The 18,718-nt window shown below is 73.0% G+C and carries 19 protein-coding genes; 3 read left to right on the top strand and 16 right to left on the bottom strand.

What is annotated here, in order from left to right:
- Window positions 1-126: 126 nt before the first annotated feature.
- From GA0070614_RS15500 to GA0070614_RS15445, 12 genes are all read right to left on the bottom strand, one after another.
- Window positions 127-1,011 carry a DUF5926 family protein gene (locus GA0070614_RS15500; protein ID WP_088976627.1) on the bottom strand — a complete coding sequence of 295 codons (885 nt, stop codon included), beginning with the start codon at window positions 1,009-1,011 and terminating at the stop codon, window positions 127-129.
- A 63-nt stretch (window positions 1,012-1,074) separates the two neighbouring features.
- Entirely contained in the window at window positions 1,075-1,491 is a 417-nt protein-coding gene (locus GA0070614_RS15495) for an ATP-binding protein (RefSeq protein ID WP_088976626.1), read from the bottom strand.
- A 66-nt stretch (window positions 1,492-1,557) separates the two neighbouring features.
- The gene (locus tag GA0070614_RS15490; RefSeq protein ID WP_088976625.1) at window positions 1,558-3,015 is read right to left on the bottom strand and encodes a sensor histidine kinase; all 1,458 of its coding nucleotides are present in this window, start codon (window positions 3,013-3,015) and stop codon (window positions 1,558-1,560) included.
- A 52-nt stretch (window positions 3,016-3,067) separates the two neighbouring features.
- On the bottom strand, window positions 3,068-3,859 hold the full coding sequence (locus tag GA0070614_RS15485; RefSeq protein WP_088976624.1) for a glycerophosphodiester phosphodiesterase: 792 nt from the start codon (window positions 3,857-3,859) through the stop codon (window positions 3,068-3,070).
- A 10-nt stretch (window positions 3,860-3,869) separates the two neighbouring features.
- Window positions 3,870-4,205 carry a rhodanese-like domain-containing protein gene (locus GA0070614_RS15480; RefSeq protein ID WP_088976623.1) on the bottom strand — a complete coding sequence of 112 codons (336 nt, stop codon included), beginning with the start codon at window positions 4,203-4,205 and terminating at the stop codon, window positions 3,870-3,872.
- 57 nt (window positions 4,206-4,262) lie between these two features.
- A complete protein-coding gene (locus GA0070614_RS15475) occupies window positions 4,263-5,201 on the bottom strand; it encodes an LCP family protein (protein WP_172892446.1) in 939 nt (312 codons plus the stop codon).
- A 206-nt stretch (window positions 5,202-5,407) separates the two neighbouring features.
- Window positions 5,408-6,619: an LCP family protein gene (locus GA0070614_RS15470; RefSeq protein WP_088976622.1), complete on the bottom strand. Its 1,212-nt coding sequence runs from the start codon at window positions 6,617-6,619 to the stop codon at window positions 5,408-5,410.
- 295 nt (window positions 6,620-6,914) lie between these two features.
- The gene (locus GA0070614_RS15465; protein WP_088976621.1) at window positions 6,915-8,159 is read right to left on the bottom strand and encodes an LCP family protein; all 1,245 of its coding nucleotides are present in this window, start codon (window positions 8,157-8,159) and stop codon (window positions 6,915-6,917) included.
- Window positions 8,160-8,237: 78 nt separating this feature from the next.
- Window positions 8,238-9,212, bottom strand: a complete 975-nt coding sequence (locus tag GA0070614_RS15460) for an NAD-dependent epimerase/dehydratase family protein (protein ID WP_088976620.1) — start codon at window positions 9,210-9,212, stop codon at window positions 8,238-8,240.
- Window positions 9,213-9,449: 237 nt separating this feature from the next.
- Window positions 9,450-11,123 carry a solute symporter family protein gene (locus GA0070614_RS15455; RefSeq protein WP_088976619.1) on the bottom strand — a complete coding sequence of 558 codons (1,674 nt, stop codon included), beginning with the start codon at window positions 11,121-11,123 and terminating at the stop codon, window positions 9,450-9,452.
- Window positions 11,101-11,472: a DUF485 domain-containing protein gene (locus tag GA0070614_RS15450; RefSeq protein ID WP_088976618.1), complete on the bottom strand. Its 372-nt coding sequence runs from the start codon at window positions 11,470-11,472 to the stop codon at window positions 11,101-11,103. Before GA0070614_RS15450 ends, GA0070614_RS15455 begins: the two co-directional genes overlap by 23 nt.
- A gap of 281 nt (window positions 11,473-11,753) precedes the next feature.
- The gene (locus GA0070614_RS15445; protein WP_088976617.1) at window positions 11,754-12,509 is read right to left on the bottom strand and encodes a flavin reductase family protein; all 756 of its coding nucleotides are present in this window, start codon (window positions 12,507-12,509) and stop codon (window positions 11,754-11,756) included.
- Between the two features lie 740 nt (window positions 12,510-13,249).
- Between GA0070614_RS15445 and GA0070614_RS15435 the strand changes: the two genes are divergently transcribed.
- Window positions 13,250-14,035, top strand: a complete 786-nt coding sequence (locus GA0070614_RS15435; protein WP_088976615.1) for a helix-turn-helix domain-containing protein — start codon at window positions 13,250-13,252, stop codon at window positions 14,033-14,035.
- Window positions 14,032-14,229, top strand: a complete 198-nt coding sequence (locus GA0070614_RS15430; protein WP_088976614.1) for a DUF397 domain-containing protein — start codon at window positions 14,032-14,034, stop codon at window positions 14,227-14,229. Before GA0070614_RS15435 ends, GA0070614_RS15430 begins: the two co-directional genes overlap by 4 nt.
- A gap of 136 nt (window positions 14,230-14,365) precedes the next feature.
- Here the strand turns inward: GA0070614_RS15430 and GA0070614_RS15425 are convergent, their stop codons facing one another.
- The gene (locus GA0070614_RS15425; protein WP_088976613.1) at window positions 14,366-15,232 is read right to left on the bottom strand and encodes a hypothetical protein; all 867 of its coding nucleotides are present in this window, start codon (window positions 15,230-15,232) and stop codon (window positions 14,366-14,368) included.
- Between the two features lie 91 nt (window positions 15,233-15,323).
- On the opposite strand from GA0070614_RS15425, the gene GA0070614_RS15420 reads away from it, so the two are divergent.
- On the top strand, window positions 15,324-15,581 hold the full coding sequence (locus GA0070614_RS15420; protein WP_088976612.1) for a hypothetical protein: 258 nt from the start codon (window positions 15,324-15,326) through the stop codon (window positions 15,579-15,581).
- A 148-nt stretch (window positions 15,582-15,729) separates the two neighbouring features.
- Here the strand turns inward: GA0070614_RS15420 and GA0070614_RS15415 are convergent, their stop codons facing one another.
- The 3 genes from GA0070614_RS15415 to GA0070614_RS15405 are packed head-to-tail and all read right to left on the bottom strand — an operon-like array spanning window position 15,730 to window position 18,682.
- A complete protein-coding gene (locus tag GA0070614_RS15415) occupies window positions 15,730-16,245 on the bottom strand; it encodes an SRPBCC family protein (protein WP_088976611.1) in 516 nt (171 codons plus the stop codon).
- Window positions 16,245-17,933 carry an ABC transporter permease gene (locus GA0070614_RS15410; RefSeq protein ID WP_088976610.1) on the bottom strand — a complete coding sequence of 563 codons (1,689 nt, stop codon included), beginning with the start codon at window positions 17,931-17,933 and terminating at the stop codon, window positions 16,245-16,247. Before GA0070614_RS15410 ends, GA0070614_RS15415 begins: the two co-directional genes overlap by 1 nt.
- Window positions 17,918-18,682 carry an ABC transporter ATP-binding protein gene (locus GA0070614_RS15405; RefSeq protein ID WP_088976609.1) on the bottom strand — a complete coding sequence of 255 codons (765 nt, stop codon included), beginning with the start codon at window positions 18,680-18,682 and terminating at the stop codon, window positions 17,918-17,920. Before GA0070614_RS15405 ends, GA0070614_RS15410 begins: the two co-directional genes overlap by 16 nt.
- Window positions 18,683-18,718: the final 36 nt, after the last annotated feature.

Here is an 18,718-nt window from a genome sequence, read left to right as displayed (position 1 = left end):
GGACGGACCACGCGACGGGGACGGACCACGCGACGGGGACGGACCACGCGACGGGGGACGGACCGCCTGACGGGCACGGCCCGCCGGGTGGGCCGGCGGGCCGTGGTGGTGCGGGTCGGGCGTGGGTCAGCGCAGGGTGAGCTGGCGGCCGAGCAGGCCCTGGCGGGCCCGGCGGCCGGCGGCGTCCAGCGGCTCCTTCTCCTCCAGCGCCTCGGCGTACCGCTTGGCGAACTCGGCGACCGGGGCCTCCCAGTCGGCGGCCGGGGCGTCCTCCGGCAGGTCCCAGACCGGCACCAGCCGGCCGTGCGCCCGGAACATGCCGGCGAACTTCGTCTGCTCGCCGAGGGTCAGCGTGCCGGCCGCGGAGAGCCGGGAGAGGGCGTCCAGCGCGGTGTCCTCGTCCTCCGGCAGCACCCAGCGCACGTGCGCCTTCTCCGGCACCTGGCACCAGTAGGCGGCCGCGGCGGCGGCGAGCTTCACGGTCGGGTAGATGGCGGCGTTGGCCCGCTCCAGGGACGCCTGCACGGCCGGGTCGTCGGTCGCGCCCGGGTCGAGCCAGAACTCGAACCCGTCGTGCATGGTGATCTCCAGCGGGCCGTCCACCAGGATGTCCTGCAGGCGCGGGCCGGGACCCGGCAGCGGCGGCACGGAGACCTGGCCGCCCGGCTCGGTGCGCAGCGCGCAGAGCAGCGCCTCGGCCAGGTCCCGGGAGACGTCACCGGACTGCTGGTGCCGCTGGAGGCCGATCAGGACCCGCCCGTCCGGCTTCGTCATGGCCGGGGCGGCCATCGGCAGCACGGTGGCGAGGGTGACCGGGCGGTCGCCGTACTCCTCGACGAGTTCGGGGGTGAGCCGCAGCGGCGCGGACGCGGCCGGCACGAGCTCGCGCAGGGCGATCCACTCCGGCTCGTCCGCCAGTCCCTCGAACGGGCGGGGGACGAAGATGTCGCGGACCTTCTCCCGACGCGGAGTGGCTTCGACGGCGCGCTGGTTCTTTCGACGCTTGCTCACGGCGACACAGCCTAGAGGCCGGGGCCGGGCGGCGTGGGGAGGACCCGCCTCCCGGGCGCCGGTTCAGCCGGCCGTGACCAGATCGGGCCGGGACGAGGCGTTCGGCTCGAACTCGGCCCAGACGCTCTGGCCCAGGCCGTCCCGGTCCACCCCCCAGCGGGTGGAGAGGCCGGAGACGATGTGCAGGCCACGACCGTCCACCGCGTCGGGGCTGGCCTCCCGCATCAGCGGACCGGCCACCGCGCCGCCGTCGGTCACCCGGATCGACACGCGCGGGCCGGTCGGCGTGGGCCGCAACCGCCAGGCGACCCGGACCACCCCGCCGGGCAGCGGGTCGGCGTGCCGGACCGCGTTGCCCACCAACTCGGCCAGGACCGCCACCAGGTCGGCCAGCAGCGCCGGGGGGACGACCTCGGCGAGTTCGTCGGCGAGCCGGTGCCGGGCCAGCCGGGCGCCGGTGGCGTGGTGGGGCACCACCACACACCACGAACGTTCGACCCCCTGCGCCGACACCCTCGCTCCTTCTCGCCCCCGCCGGCCCACGGGTCAACCCCGTGGCAGCCGCACCTCTGCGACGGTACCGCCACCGCTGCGCGGGCGGAGGGATACCCATCCATTCTGCTGTTCAACGATCCGGCGGACGAGGTAGAGGCCGAGTCCGGCGCCCGGGTAGCCCCGGCGGTCACCGGACTCCCCCTGCCAGAACCGGTCGAAGGCGCGCTCCACGTGCTCGGGGCGGATGCCGATGCCCCGGTCGCTGACCCGGAAGGAGACGGTCTGCCCGTTCGCCCCGGCGGTCACCTCGATCGGTGAGTCCGGCGGCGAGTACTTCCCGGCGTTGGTGCTCAGCTCGGTGAGCACGGTGGCGATGCTGTGCCGGTCGCCGAGCGCCTTGGGCAGGTCGGCGGGGAGGTCCAGGACGAGCCGGTGGCGCAGGTCGGCGGGGAGGTCCGGCACGGCGGCCCGGAGCGCCTCCCCGAGGTCGAACGGGACGGTCGGGTCGCCGTCGGGACGTACGTCGGTGGCCGAGGAGAGCAGCCGGTCGACGAGCCGGGCCAGCTCGTTGGCGCGCTGCCCGATGACCCGGGCGGCCTGCCGCCGGTCCGCCTCGGTCAGCGACTCCCAGTGGTCGGTGAGGGTGTCCGCGTACCCCTTGATGACGGTGACCGGCGTGCGCAGCTCGTGGCTGGTCACCGCGACGAAGAGGTCGCGGTCCTGGTCGCGGCGCTGCTGGTCGGTGATGTCGCGGAAGGTGACCACCCGCAGGGTGCCCGGCCCGGCCAGCTCCCCGGAGGTGATCCGCAGCCAGCGCCCGTCCGGCATCCGGTGGTCGAGCACCTGGCCGGACGGCGGGAGCGGGAACGGCAGCGGCCGGTTCAGCGCCTCCGTGGAGCAGCGCCCGGTGAACTGCGCGGCGGCCGGGTTCCAGAGCCGGACGTACCCGTCCCGGTCGACCACGGCCAGCCCGTCGGCGAGCGCCGCCACCACCGGACCGTCGCCGTGCACCGGCAGGCCGCTCTGGTCGCCGTACATGTGGGCGATGCAGGAGGCGAGGTAGCCGACGACCGCGTGCGCGGTGCCGTCCTCGGCCTCCTGGGCGTCGGCGTAGAGCGCGTGCAGGCTGCCGACGGTGAGGCCGCCGATCTCGGCCCGGGCGGCGATCATCCGGCACAGCCCGCGCGCGGCCAGCTCGTCGGCGAGCGGGCCGGGGAGGCGGTCGAGGCGCACCTGCCGGACGCGGGGACCGGCGAGCAGGCAGACGGTGGCCGGGTCGGAGGCGGGCAGCGGTCGCCCGATGGTCCACTCGGCGCTGCCGCTGGCGGCGATGACCCGGCCTCCGGTCGGGGTGAACTCGACGAAGGCCAGGCTGTCCGCACCGAGCGCCGGTCGGGCCACCTGGAGGAGCTGGGTGAGGACGGGCAGCCCCGCGTCACCGGAATTGATCATCTCGATGACCGCGTTGTGGCCGGTGATGAGGGCGGCGAGGTCGGTACGCTCCGGCATGTCCCGAGTGTGCCCCCTCGACCGGAGTACGGGCACCCCCGCTCGGTGGCCCTCACCGGCCCAGCCGGGCCAGCGTGCGCGCCGGCCGGTCGGTGATCACTCCGTCCACCCCGGCGTCGAGGACCAGTTCCAGGTCCTCCGGCTCGTTGACCGTCCAGACGTACACCTGGTGGCCGGCGGCGCGCAGCGCGGGCACCAGCTGCGGGCGGGCCCGGACCAGCCCGATGCCGGGGCCGGCGATCCGGGCGCCGAAGGGCAGCCGGCCCAGCCGCAGCCAGCGCGGCAGCACCTCCAGCAGCAGCACGGTGGGCAGCGCCGGGGCGAGTTCCCGCATCCGGCGTACCGCCAGCGGCGAGAACGACATGACGGTGACCTGCACCGGGTCGTCCGGGCGGGGGTCGGCCAGCCCGTGCCGGCGCAGCGTCGCGACCAGGGTCCGCTCGACGTCCCCGCCGTAGCGGGACGGGTGCTTCGTCTCCACCAGCAGCCGGACCGGGCGGCCCGCGGCCGTCACGGCGGCCAGCAGCCGGTCCAGGGTGAGCAGCCGGGTGTGCGAGTCGTCGAGCACCTCGTCCCCGTCGGCCGGTACGCAGCCCGGGTGCCAGGACCCGAAGTCCAGCGTCTCCAGCTCGGCGAGGGTACGCGCGCTGACCAGCCCGTGACCGTTGCTGGTCCGGTCCAGCCGGCGGTCGTGCACGCAGACCAGGTGCCCGTCGCGGGTCAGCCGGACGTCGCACTCCAGTCCGTCCGCGCCCTCGTCCAGCGCGCGCAGGTACGCCGCGAGGGTGTGTTCCGGGAGGTCGGCCGACGCGCCGCGGTGCGCGAAGACCAGCGGATCGCCCATGCCCCGACTCTCAGATGACCTGGCCGGGCTGCCCGTCCTCGCCGATCACCGGCTTGCCGACGGCGGCCCACTGGCGCATCCCGCCGTCGGCGTTGCGCACCTGCTCCCAGCCGTTGTTCAGCAGGTAGCCGACGACCTGCGCGGAGCGTCCGCCGGAGCGGCAGATCACCGCCACGTCGCGGTCGGTGGGCACCTCGGCGAGCCGGGCCGGCAACTCCATCATCGGCAGATGGTGGGCGCCGGGGGCGTGGCCCGCCGCCCACTCGTCGTCCTCGCGGACGTCGAGCAGGTAGGTGCGGTCGTCGATCTCGGTCACGGGCACGGTGGGAACCTGGGGTCCGAACACGGGTGAAAGCCTAGATCCTCGGCGGGCCCGTCGACACCGGCCCGCCCGGTCCTGGTGTCACAACCTGCTGACCCAGCGCGGGTTGGCGGCCGCCCAGTCGGAGACACGTTCGGCGCGGACGGCGTCGAAGAGCCCGGCGCCGCCGTTGTCGAGCACCACGTAGGAGACCTGGTCGATGGTCTGCGGGTACGACGGCACCTGCACCCCGCTCAGCGCGTCCGCCGGCAGCGTCCGTAGGGCGAGGGCCAGGTCCCGCAGGGGCACCCCGTTGGTGTCGAGGGTCAGCGAGCCGCCCACCGCCCGCAGCACCCGGTCCAGCTTGACCGGGTCGCCGCGCAGGTCGGTCTGGCCGGCCCGGTCGAGCACCGCCCGGAGCAGTTGCTGCTGGTGCCGCTGCCGGTCGTAGTCGCCGCCGGGCAGGTCGTAGCGCTGGCGGACGTAGTCGAGCGCCTCCGCGCCGTTCATCTGGTGGCAGCCGGGGGTGAAGACCCGGTTCGTGTGGATCGAGCGCACCTCGGTCCGTACGCACATCCGGATCCCGCCGAGCTGGTCGATGACCTGCTTGAAGCCGGAGAAGTCGATCAGGGCGGCGCCGTCGAAGCGGATCCCGGTCAGCCGGCTCAGGGTGGTGGAGAGGAGCCGGGTGCCGCCCTCGCCGCCACCGCCGTGCTCGTACGCGGCGTTGATCTTGTCTGATCCGCCCGGGTACCCGTTGCCCGGCGGGATGGCCACCAGCAGGTCGCGCGGCACGGAGATGAGGTACGCCTGCCGCATGCCGGGTGGCACGTGCACGATCAGGATGGTGTCGGAGCGCTGGTCCGGGTGCGACGAGTCGGCCCGCCGGTCCGAGCCGACGAGCAGGTAGTTCAGCCCCTCGTCCAGGTCGGTGCGCGCCTGCCGGGCGTCCGGGGCGAGCAGGTGCTCGCGGGCCACGGTCCGTTCGTACCGGGAGGAGAGCGCCTTCATGCCGACGACGGCGAGCGCGGCGAGCAGCACCAGGGCGAGCCCGGCACCGAGCAGCAGGCGCGGCCAGCGGGCGTTGCGGGGGCCGGGCGGCGGTGCGCCCTGTCCCCGACGTGCCCGCGCTGACCTGGACGTGACGCCCTCCCCGTGGCCGTTACGTGAGGCTTGCTCACGTCCAGGCTACGGGCCGGACGGTGCCGGCCGGGCGCGTTTCGCGACAGCTCCCGCCGGTCACCCGGTCACTTGCGGGTGGAGAGCACGGACGGGTTCGCGTACACGAATTCGCCCAGTTTGTCGTTCTTGACCGCCTTGAACATCTCCAGCGTCTGCTCGCTGAGGCCCTCGCGGTTGTTGGCGTTGCCGTAGTAGGTGCCGCCGTTGGTGCGCAGCATGGTCAGCTCGTTGGCGCTGATGCCGCGCAGGGTGAAGACGAGGTCGGCGACCGGGACGCCGCCGGTGTCCAGGACGAACGCCTTGCCGGCGGCCCGGATCAGCTGGTTCACCTTGATCGGGTTGGTCAGCATGCCCTTGTCGGTGGCCTTCTTCGCCATCGCCTTGATCAGCTGCTGCTGGTTCTGCTGCCGGTCGTAGTCGCTGTTCGGCAGGCCGTAGCGCTGCCGGGAGTAGTCCAGCGCCTCCAGGCCGGTCATCTGGCGGCAGCCCTTCTTGTAGACCACCGGGGTCATCGGCCGGCCGGTCTTCTTGGCGTCCGCCTTCCACATCTGCTTGCCGTCGACCATCACCGTGTGGATCGACTTCACCTCGTGCTTGACGCAGATCCGGACGCTGCCCAGGGTGTCGATGACGTTCTTGAAGCCGCCGAAGTTGATGATCGCGGCGCCGTCGAAGCTGATCCCGGTCATGTTCTTGATGGTCTGCGCCATCAACTGGGCGCCGCCCTCCCAGCCGCCACCGTTGCGGGCGCCGGCCTGGAACGCGGCGTTGATCTTGTCGGTGCCGCCCTGGAAGCCGCTCTTCTCGAACGCCGGGATCTGCGCCTCGGTGTCCCGGGGGATCGAGATCATGTACGCCTGGTCGTGGCTGGACGGGATGTGCAGCACGATGATGCTGTCCGCCCGCACGTCGTCGGCCGCCCAGCGCTCGCGGGCGTCCACGCCCAGCAGCAGCATGTCGATCGGGCCGTCCAGGTCGGCGCCGCCCTCGGCCTCGCTCTTGCCCGCCCCACCGAGCAGGTTCTTCTGGGAGATGTTGCCGGTCGCCTGGCTGATCAGCGCCTTGCTGCCCACGATGGCGACCCCGCTGGTCATCATCAGCACCGCGCCGAAGACCACGGTGAGCCGGGCCCAGAGGGGGTCCTTGCGCTTCGTGCGCTTTTTGGCGCCGCCGGTGCGCTGCCCGCCCCGACCGCCCTGGGTCGGAATGGCCGCGGACGCCCGGTGGTGCGGGTCGGAATCCAGCGACGTGGGGCGGGGGCTGGTCTGAACCGGCATGCGTGCTCCAGCTCGCTTGATCGGGGGGCGGAACCACTTTACGTACCGCTCCTCGTCAAGGCGAGGTCGTCACACGCTCAATTCTCAGATATCCCGACAGTTCTGACCACTGTTCATCCGAACGGATGAGGCATTGCATCTGATCGGTGGTTGGCCATCGATGATCGAGCTAACTCCGAACGTACCTCTGATGACGTTCGTCGACATCTGCCGGTAACAACCGGTCCGGCCCCGCCCCGGCGGACGGGCCGCCCCCGGCGGCGGGCCGGCGCGGCCCGCCGCCGGGGTTGCGGCGTCAGTTGCCCTTGGTGTCCGGATCCTTGTTCGCGGCGACCCAGTCGGCCATGGTGTCCGCCGACATCGCCTTGTACATCGCCAGCGCCTTCTCCCGGTCCGACACCACCACCGACTCGCCGTTGATGGTGTCGCTGCCCGAGTTCGGGCTGGTCAGGAAGATCAGGTTCTCGCCGCGCAGGTTCCGGAACTGCAACGCCATGTCGGCCAGCGAGAAGTCCTTGTCCACCGTCACCGCGTCGGTGACCGACTGGAGGAACGCGTTCAGCTTCTTCGGATTGGTCAGCGTGCCCGTGCTCGCCGCCTTGTCCATCAGCGCGCGCAGGAACTCCTGCTGGTGGCGCATCCGGGCGAAGTCGCCGTCCGGGAACTGCTTGCGCTGCCGGATCCAGTCCAGCGCGGTCGCGCCGTCCATGTGCATGGTGCCCTTGGTGAACTTCCGGTACGGCTTGTGGATCGAGGTGACGCTCCGCTCCACCTTCAGGTCCACGCCGCCGACCGCGTCGGTGACCTCCTTGAAGCCGCCGAAGTCGATCGCCATCACGTGGTCGATCCGGACGTCGGTGAAGCACTCCACGGTGCGGACGGCCAGCGGCAGGCCGCCGAAGGCGAAGGCCGCGTTGATCTTCGCGCGCTGGCCGGAGCCGCACTCCGCGCCGGCGTTCTCCGGGATCGGCACGTACAGGTCGCGCGGGATGGAGACCAGGTAGGCCGATTTGTGGTCGGCCGGGATGTGCATGACGATGATCGTGTCGGCCCGCCACTGGCTCTGCTGGTCCACCGGCGCGTCCGGGTCACGCGAGTCCGAGCCCACCAGCAGGATGTTCAGCGCGCCGTTGACCGCCTTCGCCGGCCGGCCGCCGGTGATCTCCGCGAACGGGTCGGTCCGGGCCAGGTCGTTGTTGAGGCTGCGGGTGTACATCCAGGCCCCCGCGCCACCGAGCAGCGCCAGCACCAGCACCGCGATGCCGGCGACCATGCCGATCCGCCCCCAGCGCGGGCGCGGACCACGCCGCCCCGAGCCGCCCGGACCACCCGGGCCCGGGGGCAGGCCCGGCCCGCCCGGCCCGCCCGGGCCGCCCGGGCCGCCGGGGCGTGGCTGCTCCTCGTCGTACGACGGGTACCACTGCGCGTCGGGCTGCCGGGCGCGCCCGGTGGCACCGCGGGCGGGGCCGGGGACCTGGGCGCGTCCGGAACTCCGGTGCAGGTACGGGAGCGGGACGCCGGCAGACGATGTCGCGGACATGTGTTTCAGCGTACGTAGCCCGGTCGAGGGTTGCCCGAAGGCGAATGCCGGAACGCCGTCCGCGTGGCGCGGGAGGCGTTACCCTAGCCGGCTGCGGAAGTGTGCGATCGTGCGTCGCAGGCCCTCTTCGGGCGAGACGGTCGGCTCGTATCCCAGCAGCTCCCGGGCGAGCGTGAGATCCGGCCGGCGCATCTCCGGGTCGTCCGCGCTGCGAGTGATGTACGTCACCTCGGAACTGCTCGCGCAGAGTGACACGATCGTCTCGGCCAGTTGCCGCATGCTCATCTCGTGCTCGGTGCCGCAGTTGATCGGCCCGGTCTCGGTCGAGTCCAGCAGCAGCAGGATGCCGCGCACCAGGTCGTCGACGTAGCAGATCGAGCGGGTCTGGTTGCCGGTGCCGTGCACGGTGATCGGCTCGCCGCGCAGCGCCTGGGAGATGAAGGTGGGGATGGCCCGGCCGTCGTCGGGCCGCATCCGCGGGCCGTACGTGTTGAAGATCCGGACGATCGCGGCGTCCAGCCCCTTGCTGCGGTGGTACGCCATGGTGGCCGCCTCGGAGAAGCGCTTGGCCTCGTCGTAGACGGCCCGCACCCCGATCGGGTTGACGTTGCCCCAGTACGTCTCCCGCTGCGGGTGCTCCTTCGGGTCCCCGTACGCCTCGGAGGTGGAGGCCATCAGGAAGCGGGCGCCGTCGGCGAGCGCGCGCTCCAGCAGGTGCAGGGTGCCCACCGAGCCGACCCGGAGGATCTCCACCGGCAGCTTCTCGAAGTCGGTCGGGCTGGCCGGCGAGGCCATGTGCAGGACGGCGTCGAACCGCTCCGCCAGCGCCGGGTGGGCCGGCAACCCGTCGGAGATGTCCGCCTCGACCAGGGTGAAGGTCGGCGTGTCCAGCAGGTGGGCGACGTTCTCCTTCGACCCGGTGACGAAGTTGTCCAGCGCCACCACCGTGCAACCGCGCTCGACGAGCCGGTCGACCAGGTGGGACGGGACGAAGCCGGCGCCACCGGTGACGAGGACGCGGTGACCGGTGCCGAAGCGGGGAGCGACCTTCATGCCGGCCAGCCTACTCACCGGCGCGGGTGGGACGCGGTGTGCCCGGCCGGCGGCGCGGCGCTGCTCGCGGTCGGGGTGCGACGCGGCGTGCCCGGCCGGGGGGTGCTGCTCGCGGTCAGCGCGGGACGGCGTGCGGCGGGGCCCGACGCACGTCGCGCCGGGCCCCGCCGGTGTGGAAGCACGGTTCCGGGTGCGTCTGTCGCCGCCGGAGCGACAACAGACGCACCCGGACCGGTGTCAGTGCGCTCCCGCGCCGGTGAGGGCGCGCACCTCCAGTTCCGCGTACTTCTCCTCGTCCCGCTCCTTGGAGAGGACGGTGCCCAGCCAGCCGCAGAAGAAGCCGAACGGGATGGAGAGGATGCCCGGGTTGGACAGCGGGAACCACTGCCAGTCCTGGTCCGGGAACATCGCGGTCGGCGCTCCGGAGACCACCGGCGAGAAGAACACCAGGAACACGGCGGAGAGCAGGCCGCCGTAGATGGCCCAGACCGCGCCCGAGGTGTTGAACCGCTTCCAGAACAGGCTGTAGAGGATCGCCGGCAGGTTGCCCGAGGCGGCGACGGCGAAGGCCAGCGCCACCAGGAACGCCACGTTCAGGCTCTGCGCGTAGATCGACAGCGCGATCGAGACCGCGCCGATGACCAGGGCGGAGATCCGGGCGACCGCCACCTCCTGCCGCTCCGACGCCTTGCCGTCCTTGACGACGTTGGCGTAGAAGTCGTGCGCCAGGCTGGACGACGAGGCCAGGGTCAGCCCGGCCACCACCGCCAGGATGGTGGCGAAGGCGACCGCCGCGATGATCGCCAGCAGGGTCGCCCCGCCCAGGTCGCCGCCGAGGAAGTCCATACCCAGCGCCTCGGCCAGCTGCGGGGCGGCGGTGTTGCCGGCCTTGTCCTGCGCGGTGATCGCCTCGCCGCCCACCAGCGCCGCCGCGCCGAAGCCGAGGGCCAGGGTGAGCAGGTAGAACGTGCCGATGATGCCGATCGCCCAGAGCACGCTCTTGCGGGCCGCCTTCGCCGTCGGGACGGTGTAGAAGCGGATCAGGATGTGCGGTAGGCCGGCGGTGCCGAGCACCAGCGCGATGCCGAGCGAGAGCAGGTCCATCTTGCTGTAGAAGGTCTTCAGCGCGTCGCCGGGTGTGTCGACGCCGTACCGCAGCCCGGGTTCCAGGAACGCGCTCCCTTTGCCCGAGGCGGACGCGGCGTCGCCGAGCAGCGAGGAGAGGTTGAACTTGTACTTCGCCAGCACCAGCAGGGTCATCGCCAGCGCGCCGGCCATCAGCAGGAACGCCTTGACGATCTGGACGTAGGTGGTGCCCTTCATCCCGCCGACCGTGACGTAGATGATCATCAGGGCGCCGACCATGACGATCGTGGCGACCTTGGCGGTTTCGGCGTCCATGCCGAGGAAGGTGGTGCCCGGCTTGATGCCGAGCAGCAGCGCCACCAGCGCGCCCGCGCCGACCATCTGGGCCAGCAGGTAGAAGATCGACACGGTGATGGTGGAGACCGCCGCGGCGGTGCGGACCGGACGCTGGCGCATCCGGAACGCCAGCACGTCGGCCATCGTGTACCGGCCCGAGTTGCGCAGCAGTTCGGCGACGAGCAGCAGCGCCACCAGCCAGGCGACCAGGAAGCCGATGGAGTAGAGGAAGCCGTCGTAGCCGTAGAGGGCGATGATGCCGGCGATGCCGAGGAACGAGGCGGCCGACATGTAGTCGCCGCCGATCGCCATGCCGTTCTGGAAGCCGGAGAAGGAGCGTCCGCCGGCGTAGAAGTCGGTGGCCGTCTTGGTCTGCCGGCTGGCCCAGATGGTGATGGCCAGGGTCACCGCCACGAAGACCAGGAAGAGCGTGATGGTGAGGTTGCGGGCGGTACCGCCACCCGCCTCAGCCGCGAGGACCGTGTTCATGCGTCACCTCCCCGATCTCGGCGCGGATCCGGTCGGCGATCGGGTCGAGCTTCCGGTCGGCGTGCCGGGAGTAGAGCCAGGCGATCAGGAACGTCGAGACGAACTGCAGCAGGCCGAAGACGAGTGCGACGTTGATGTTGCTGCCGAAGAGCTTCGTACCCATGAAGCCCCGCGCGTACGCGGAGAGGATCACGTAGAGCGCGTACCACAGGAAGAAGGCGACGGTCATCGGGAAGACGAAGCCGCGCAGCGCGCGACGCAACCCGGCGAACTCGTCCGACCGTTGTACGGCCAGGTACCGCTCCGCCGCCGACTCGGTCGGCGTGGACGCGGGCGTGTCCGTGGACATGTGTGGATCACCACCTTCACAGGTGTCGGGGAGTTTCGCGCACGGTAGAGAGCGCGGTCCCCGGCCGGGAAGGCTGTGATCGACGCTGGTCGTCGGCTGCGCCGAACGGTCCACCGGCTGCGCCGAGTGACCCAGGTCACTCCGGTGAGCGGTCGCCCGGTGCGCCGGGCACCGGCGCTCGGCGTGCCCAGGCCCCGGCGCTCGGCGTGCGCAGGTCCCGGCGCTGCGCGTTTCCCGGTCCGGGGAGTCGGCGTGCCCGGGGCTCCGGCGGTCGCCTGCCCTCAGGTCAGCTCGTGGTAGCGACCCCGGTAGTGCAGCAGCGGCATCGTCTCCTCGGCCAGGTCGACCGCCTCGATGGTGGCCTCGACCAACAGGCCCCAGCCGTACTCCCGGGCGGCGTCGAGCCGGCAGCCGGCCCACCCGCCCGCGTCCGACGGGACCGGGCCGTACGGGGTGTCGGTCCACGAGCCGGTGGCGAAGAGCCCGCCCGGGGAGGGGAACAGACCGGCGAACCGGTCCGCGAGCTGCCGGTGCGGTGGCCCCAGCGGCGACACCGCGAACCGACCCGCCTCCTCGATCGCCGCCCACAGGTCCGACTCCGGGTCGACCAGGCCGAGCAGCCGGTCCGGCTCCCCCTCGGCCACCAGCGTGGACGACACGGTCAGACCCGCCGGGCCGGGTGCGGTCCAGAGCGTCACCGGCGCCGCGAGTCGGCCCCGCAGCCGGCGTACCGGCGAGCGTTGCCCGGCCGGCACGGCGAACGGGTCGGTGTGGTGGATCTCGGCTCCCGGCTCATGATTCACGTGAAACATTGTGCCGCCCCGGGCCCGCGCCCAACCCAGGAAGCGTTCGTGCAGGTCGGCCGGGCGGGCCTGGGGGTGGAGCCGGGCAAGCTGGTCGCCCGCCTCGACCATCAGCCCGCCCAGGTACACCAGCAGCGCCGTCCGGTCGTGCCGGTACTCGACCAGCAGCCCGAGCCGGGCCGGCTGGCACGGCCAGTGCGCCCCGCAGGCCCGGCACCGCCACAACGGCCGCATCGGCAGATGACTCCGCCTCACCGCCACTCACCGATCCGCTCCGGTCGGTGCCCGCCGGACGGGGGACGTCGGAGCGAGCGGCACCCCTGCGCGCCGGGATCACGACTCAGGGGTGTGTCGCCCGGCCGGGTCCATGCCCGCCGCTGACGCTCCCGGGTCACCAGCGCCCGCCGTTCGCCCGCCACGTCTGTGCGGGAGTCAGCCAACCGGCGCAGCCCGGCCGGGGAAAGGCCAGCGTGGTCTCGACCATCCACGCGGGCCGCTGGTTCGGCCGGCGTACCGGATCCTTCGGCCTCACCGCGCCCGGCGCCCCGGTCGCCGGTCCCGCCGTCCCCGGGTACGACAGCAAGCTCGCCGTCACCGCCGTTTCCGGGTACGGCAGGAAGGTCGCTGGTCCGACGGTCCCCGCCTGCGACCGCCCGGTCGCCGGTCCCGCCGGGACCCCTCCAGCCCGACTCCGGGCTGTTCGCCCGCCCGGTCTCCGGTGCCTCGGCGTCACCCGGTCCCGCCGTTCCCGCCAGCCGCGCCGCGCAGGAATCCGAACACGCTGCTCTCCTCCCGGTGTCAGGGGTCGCCCCGGCCAGGGGGACCGGTCGGGGCGACCCGCGCAGGACCGGCCGCCGGGTCGTCGCCTCCACCGGCCGGGCCGCGTGTCTCCACCCTGGACGCGGGGACGTGGACACGGGAGGATGCCAGGGCTTACTACGCAGCGCGGTCACGTACTTACGGGAGACGTAAGGATGAAGGTCGAGATGTGGATCCGGGCGCTCAAGGCCGCCCGGGCCGGCGCGGAGGTGTCCCAGGAGGGCCTGGCGACCCTGATCAGGTGGAGTCCGTCCACCGTGGCCGCGATCGAGACCGGCCGCCGCCGGCCGACCATGGAGTTCGCCGTCGCCGCCGACGAGGCCCTGAGCACCGGCGGCCTCCTCGCCAGCCTGCTCGATGCGGCCGACAAGGAGCGCGGGCCATCGTGGTTCGTGCCGTGGCGAGGCTATGAACAGCAAGCCACCCGCCTGCGTGCCTTCGAAGCCTGTCTGGTGCCTGGTCTCCTGCAGACCGAGAGCTATGCCCGTGCCGTCATCTCGGCGGGCGGGTTGAATGCGCCGGCCATCGTGGACGAGTTGGTCGCAGTCCGGATGGAGCGGCAACAGTTGTTGCGCCGCGACGAGCCGCCGCACTGTGTGTTCGTGCTCGATGAGGCGGCGCTGCACCGCCCGGTCGGCGGTCCGGTCGTGCTTGACGAGCAACTCGGCCGGCTCCTGGAGCTAGCTGAATCGCCCTTCCTCCGGCTGCACGTCATTCCACTGGCGGTCGGCGAGCATGTCGGACTCGGTGGCGGGTTCGTGTTGGCTGAGCTGCCCGACGGCGACCGGGCCCTCTACCTGGAGAATGCTGCACGCGGACACGTCGTGGACGATCCGGAGATGGTCAACTTGATCGATCGCAAGTGGGATAGCCTGCTGGGCGAAGCGCTGTCCACGGGCGCCACGGTGGACCTGGTTCGGAAGTTGAAGGTGACGCCATGACCATCGCAGAGCCGCGTTGGCGCACGTCGTCCCGCTCAACCGACTCCGGCGGCAACTGTGTCGAGGTGGCCGACAATCTGCCCGGGGTGGTGCTGGTGCGGGACAGCAAGGACCGCTCCGGCCCGACGCTGCGCTTCACCCCCACCGCCTGGCGCTCCTTCCTCACCCACACCCGTACCGCCTCACCCCGCTGACCCCACGCCGCGCGCCGCGCGCCGCGCCGACCGTCACGATTTGCGACGTGTCGCGGTATCGGAGGGCCTGGACACCGCAACACGCCGCAAGCCGAGTGGATCATCCGGTCCGGGGGCTGGGACCCGGGCGGGCCGTTCAGCGGGCGGTGGCCAGGTCGCCGCAGTCGGTCTCGTCGGGCAGCAGCGGTCGGAGGGTGAGCGTCCAGCGCTTCCCGCCGGAGGTCCACGGGGTCGCCGCGTTCGCCGTGGCGGCGGCGTCGAGGACCTGTCGCGCCTGCTCGCCGGTGACCGTCACGCAGCGCAGCTCACCGGACGTGCCGAGCGGGGCACCGGGCAGGGCCGGACCGGGCCAGGCCACCTCGGCCTGCCGGCCCGCCTCGTCGTTGGCGACCCACGGCTGGGCGACGGCCGCCACCGCGGTCGGCCGGTACGGCGACGGCGCGGCCGACGCGCCTCCGGCCGCCGCGTCGGTCAGCGACCGGACGAAGGCCCGCAGCTTCTCCCGGGCCGCCCGCTGGTCGGCGCTCAACCCGCTCTCGGCCTCCACCATGTCGAGGGCCTCGACCCTGGTCTCCTCCACACCGGTGGCCCCGAGCAGGGCGAAGCGGGTCGTCGGGACGTCGGTGACCGACGGGGTGCCCAGGTCACCGGCGGTGCCCACGCCGGCCGCCCGGGCCCGCTCGACGATCCGCGCCACCTCCCCGGCATCCAGCTCGGTGACCTGGACGTTCGGCAGGGCCGGTCCGGGATACCGCAGGGTCACCGGACCCTCGGTGATCATCCGACCGTCGCCGTACACGGCGACCCTGGGCAGGCGGGTGGCGAGCATGGCCTGGCTCACGAAGCCACCGACGTGGTCGATTCGCAGCACCACGGCATCGCCGGGGTACGCGGACGGGTCCGGCCGGGCGCCGGCGTCCCCGTCATCCTGCCCGGCGCACGCCGTCGCCAGCAGGACCAGCGGCAGGACGGCCGCCGCTCGTACGGAGGAAACAGTCGTCATGCCGGTGTGACGCGGCGCACCCCCGGATCGTTCCCACCAGCCGGCGTCCCGTGGCGGGCCGGGCTCGCGCCGACCACCTACCCTGCCGGACATGGCCTTCGTATCGCCGCAGCGGCTGGCGCAGGACCGGGTCGTCCGGGCCGACTCGCTCCTCGCCGGTGAGGTGGACCTGCGCGCCTACCCTCACCGGCACCTCGCCCTGGTCGCCAGTTCCGGGTTCATGCGCAGCGCGGTACCCACGCTGATGCAGGCCGTCGAGCACCTGTCGAACTACGGCTGGGAGCTGGTCACCGTCACCGCCGTCGGCGACGGCCACAACGTGTACGCCTTCATGCGCCGCACCGCCTGACAGCCTCGGTCCGTTGGTGGCGCATCCGACGCCGGGTGCGCCAAGGCGGGCGCTCGGGGCCGACGGCAACGTGACGGGCCGACGGCGACGCGACGGGCCGACGGCGACGTGACGGGCCGACGGCGACGTGACGGGCCGACGGCGACGCTCAGGGCGTACCGTCGTCGGCCCGGTCGTCCGCGGTCAGGGAGCGGCGGGCGGCGGCCAGCACCTCCGGGTCGGCGCAGCCGGCGGCGTAGCCGGCGATGCGACGGCGGATGTCCCGGGTGAGCAGCCACACCCCGACCCGGTCGGCGACCGGGCGCAGCCACGCCGGGCGGCAGCGGAAGCTGTACCGCCAGGTCGCCACGGTCGTCCCCGGCGTCGGGCCGGGCGCGAACCGCCACCCGCCGGCGAACATCTCGAAGAACCACGGGCCGCGCACCATCTTCATCCCGACAGTGGTGGGCGGCGCGAACGAGACGTACTCGCTCACCATGACCAGCCCGTGCCGGGAGCGGGTGAAGGTGCGCACCCCCTTGCCGGGGCGGGTCGCGCCGTCGACGAAGTGCTGTTCCCGGACGAACGGGTCCCACCGGTAGCGGACCGGCGCGGTGGTCTGTGACACCGCGAAGGCCACCTCGGGCGGGACCGGGACGGTGGTCACCGACTCGACGACCGGCATCAGCGCCTCGGCGTGACGGTGGCCAGCAGCTCCGGCTGCCGGCGGTCCAGCACGTCCCCGGCCAGGTACGACCCGAGCAGCGCCGCCCCCACCCCGTACGCCGCGCCCAGCGGCAGCGCCAGCCAGAGCCAGGCGTCGCCGAGCAGCGCCGCGGCCACCACCATCGGCACCGCCGCGGCCGTCGACACCACCATCGACAGCAGGGTGAGCATGCTCTTGGCCATCCCCGCGCCGGTGTTCATGGCGAACGGGTTGCTCGTCTCGGGCAGCGAGTACGCCCCCAGCACCGACAGGTACCCGTTGATCGCCAGCCCCGCCCCGTACGCGGCCAGCAGCGCGCCCGCGGCCACCCCGATCCAGCCGGGCTCGCCCAGCACCACCGCGATCACCACCGACACCACACCGAGCATCGGCACCACGTACACGGAGAAGGCCGCCATCCGGGCCAGCAGCTCCAGCCGGCCCGGCACCCCGGCCACGACGTTGGCCGCGTACGCGCTGCCGTCGAAGCCGAACTGGTTGGCCAGCGTCACCGAGGCGAGCACCCCGACGAAGAGCATGGAGAGGCTGACCAGCACCGGCGACGAGTCACCGGTGAACTCGACGCCCTGCTCCGAGGCGACGAAGCCGGGGCCGCCCAGGTTGACCATGACCGGGACGAAGACGCCGACCACCGCGATGGTGATCAGGTTGGCCCGCCGCCGGGCGTCCCGCCACCAGTAGCGGCACTCCCGCGCGACCAGCGCGCCGAACCGGTCCCGCCCCGCCCAGCCGAGCATCTTCGGGAAGAGCTGCGCGACCGCCCCGCCCGTCGGGGCCCGCCGGGTCTTCGCCGGGGCGGCGCCGGCCGCGCCGACCATCGCCGACTCCAGCGACCGCGACCACCACCACAGCAGCACGCCGATGGCGACCACGGTGATCAGCAGCTTCACCGGCGCCGCCCAGGCCCGTCCCTCGGCGACGTCCACGCCGACCGTCCACGGCGCCCCGAACGGCGTCCAGCCGACCACGCCGGCCACCCCGGCGAGCCGGTCCCAGTCCGCGTCCCGCAGCGCCGCCAGCACCACGATCTGGAGCGGGCCGAGCAGCGCGGCGACCACCGCCAGCAGCACGGCGGCCAGGTCCCGGACCCGCCTCGACCGCAGCATGGTGGCGAACGCGCTGGTCACCGCGCGGCTCGCCGCGACGCAGAGCAGCAGCCCGGCGAGCACGCCGACGACGGCGGCCAGCGCGGCCGGCCAGCCGCCCAGCGCCCCGGCGGTGACCACCAGACCGGCGGTCGCGACCAGCATCGCCAGGACCGGGACGCTGACCAGGGCCGCCGCGAAGAGCCCGCCGACCAGGGCGCGCCGGGACAGCGGCAGCAGCGCGAACCGGGCCGGGTCCAGGGTCTCGTCCACCCCGAAGAACACCAGCGGCAGCAGCAGCCAGCCGAGCACCAGCAGCCCGCCGCCGAACGCGGCGGTCATCAGCGCGTACCGGGGCTCACCCGCGAAGCCGGGCGCGGCCAGCAGCAGGAAGCCGCCGGCGGCGAACCAGAGGCCGAGCAGCACACCGCCCACGAAGAGCGCGATCCGCCAGCCCTGGCCACGGAAGTTGTTGCCCATCACCCGCAGCTTGAGCCGGACGAAGAGCCGGGCCGAGACGCGCCGGGCCGGCTCGGCCGGCGCGGTCACCGGGACAGCCACGCCAGCTCCTCACCGGTCGCCGTCCGCCCGCCGACCACCTCGACGAAGACCTCCTCCAGGGAGCGGTCCCCGCGCACCTCGTCGAGCGCCCCGACCCGCTTGATGGTGCCGCCGGCGAGGATCGCCACGTGTGAGCAGAGCCGCTCGACGACCTCCATGACGTGGCTGGAGAAGACCACCGTGCCGCCGCCGACGACGTAGCGGTGCAGGATGTCGCGGATCAGCGCGGCGGAGACCGGGTCGACCGCCTCGAACGGCTCGTCCAGCACCAGCAGCCGGGGGCCGTGCAGCAGCGCGCAGGCCAGGCCGATCTTCTTCTTCATGCCGGCCGAGTAGTCGACCACCAGGGTCCGCCCCGCGTCGGTGAGCGCCAGCACGTCGAGCAGCTCCGCCGCCCGCTGGTCGACCACCGCCGGGTCCATGCCGCGCAGCAGGCCGTGGTACGCCAGCAGCTCCGCCCCGGTCAGCCGGTCGAAGAGCCGTACCCCGTCCGGCATCACCCCGAGCAGCCGCTTCGCCCCCACCGGGTCGCCCCAGACGTCGTGCCCGAGCACCCAGGCCCGCCCGTGGTCCGGCCGCAGCAGCCCGACCGCCATCGACAGCGTGGTGGTCTTGCCGGCGCCGTTCGGCCCGAGCAGTCCGTAGAACGAGCCGGCCGGTACGTCCAGGTCGACGCCCGCCACGGCGACCTTGCCGTCGAACGTCTTCGCCAGGCCACGCAGCGCGAGCGCGGGGTGCTCACCAGTCATGCACCCGACCGTATCCGGGCCGGACCAGGCGACGCT

Origin of the sequence: Micromonospora coxensis, from assembly GCF_900090295.1 — a bacterium.
Taxonomy (GTDB): Bacteria; Actinomycetota; Actinomycetes; order Mycobacteriales; family Micromonosporaceae; genus Micromonospora; species Micromonospora coxensis.
Note: the sequence above shows the minus strand (reverse complement) of the source record. Positions and strands in the feature narration are given on the sequence as shown.

Excerpts from the sequence above, each read along its gene's own strand:
- GA0070614_RS15490 (WP_088976625.1), bottom strand. The coding sequence starts at position 3,015 with ATGCCGGAGCGTACCGACCTCGCCGCCCTCATCACCGGCCACAACGCG.
- GA0070614_RS15485 (WP_088976624.1), bottom strand. The coding sequence starts at position 3,859 with ATGGGCGATCCGCTGGTCTTCGCGCACCGCGGCGCGTCGGCCGACCTC.
- GA0070614_RS15470 (WP_088976622.1), bottom strand. The coding sequence starts at position 6,619 with ATGCCGGTTCAGACCAGCCCCCGCCCCACGTCGCTGGATTCCGACCCG.
- GA0070614_RS15465 (WP_088976621.1), bottom strand. The coding sequence starts at position 8,159 with ATGTCCGCGACATCGTCTGCCGGCGTCCCGCTCCCGTACCTGCACCGG.
- GA0070614_RS15460 (WP_088976620.1), bottom strand. The coding sequence starts at position 9,212 with ATGAAGGTCGCTCCCCGCTTCGGCACCGGTCACCGCGTCCTCGTCACC.
- GA0070614_RS15455 (WP_088976619.1), bottom strand. The coding sequence starts at position 11,123 with ATGAACACGGTCCTCGCGGCTGAGGCGGGTGGCGGTACCGCCCGCAAC.
- GA0070614_RS15450 (WP_088976618.1), bottom strand. The coding sequence starts at position 11,472 with ATGTCCACGGACACGCCCGCGTCCACGCCGACCGAGTCGGCGGCGGAG.
- GA0070614_RS15445 (WP_088976617.1), bottom strand. The coding sequence starts at position 12,509 with ATGCGGCCGTTGTGGCGGTGCCGGGCCTGCGGGGCGCACTGGCCGTGC.
- GA0070614_RS15435 (WP_088976615.1), top strand. The coding sequence starts at position 13,250 with ATGAAGGTCGAGATGTGGATCCGGGCGCTCAAGGCCGCCCGGGCCGGC.
- GA0070614_RS15430 (WP_088976614.1), top strand. The coding sequence starts at position 14,032 with ATGACCATCGCAGAGCCGCGTTGGCGCACGTCGTCCCGCTCAACCGAC.
- GA0070614_RS15425 (WP_088976613.1), bottom strand. The coding sequence starts at position 15,232 with ATGACGACTGTTTCCTCCGTACGAGCGGCGGCCGTCCTGCCGCTGGTC.
- GA0070614_RS15420 (WP_088976612.1), top strand. The coding sequence starts at position 15,324 with ATGGCCTTCGTATCGCCGCAGCGGCTGGCGCAGGACCGGGTCGTCCGG.
- GA0070614_RS15415 (WP_088976611.1), bottom strand. The coding sequence starts at position 16,245 with ATGCCGGTCGTCGAGTCGGTGACCACCGTCCCGGTCCCGCCCGAGGTG.
- GA0070614_RS15405 (WP_088976609.1), bottom strand. The coding sequence starts at position 18,682 with ATGACTGGTGAGCACCCCGCGCTCGCGCTGCGTGGCCTGGCGAAGACG.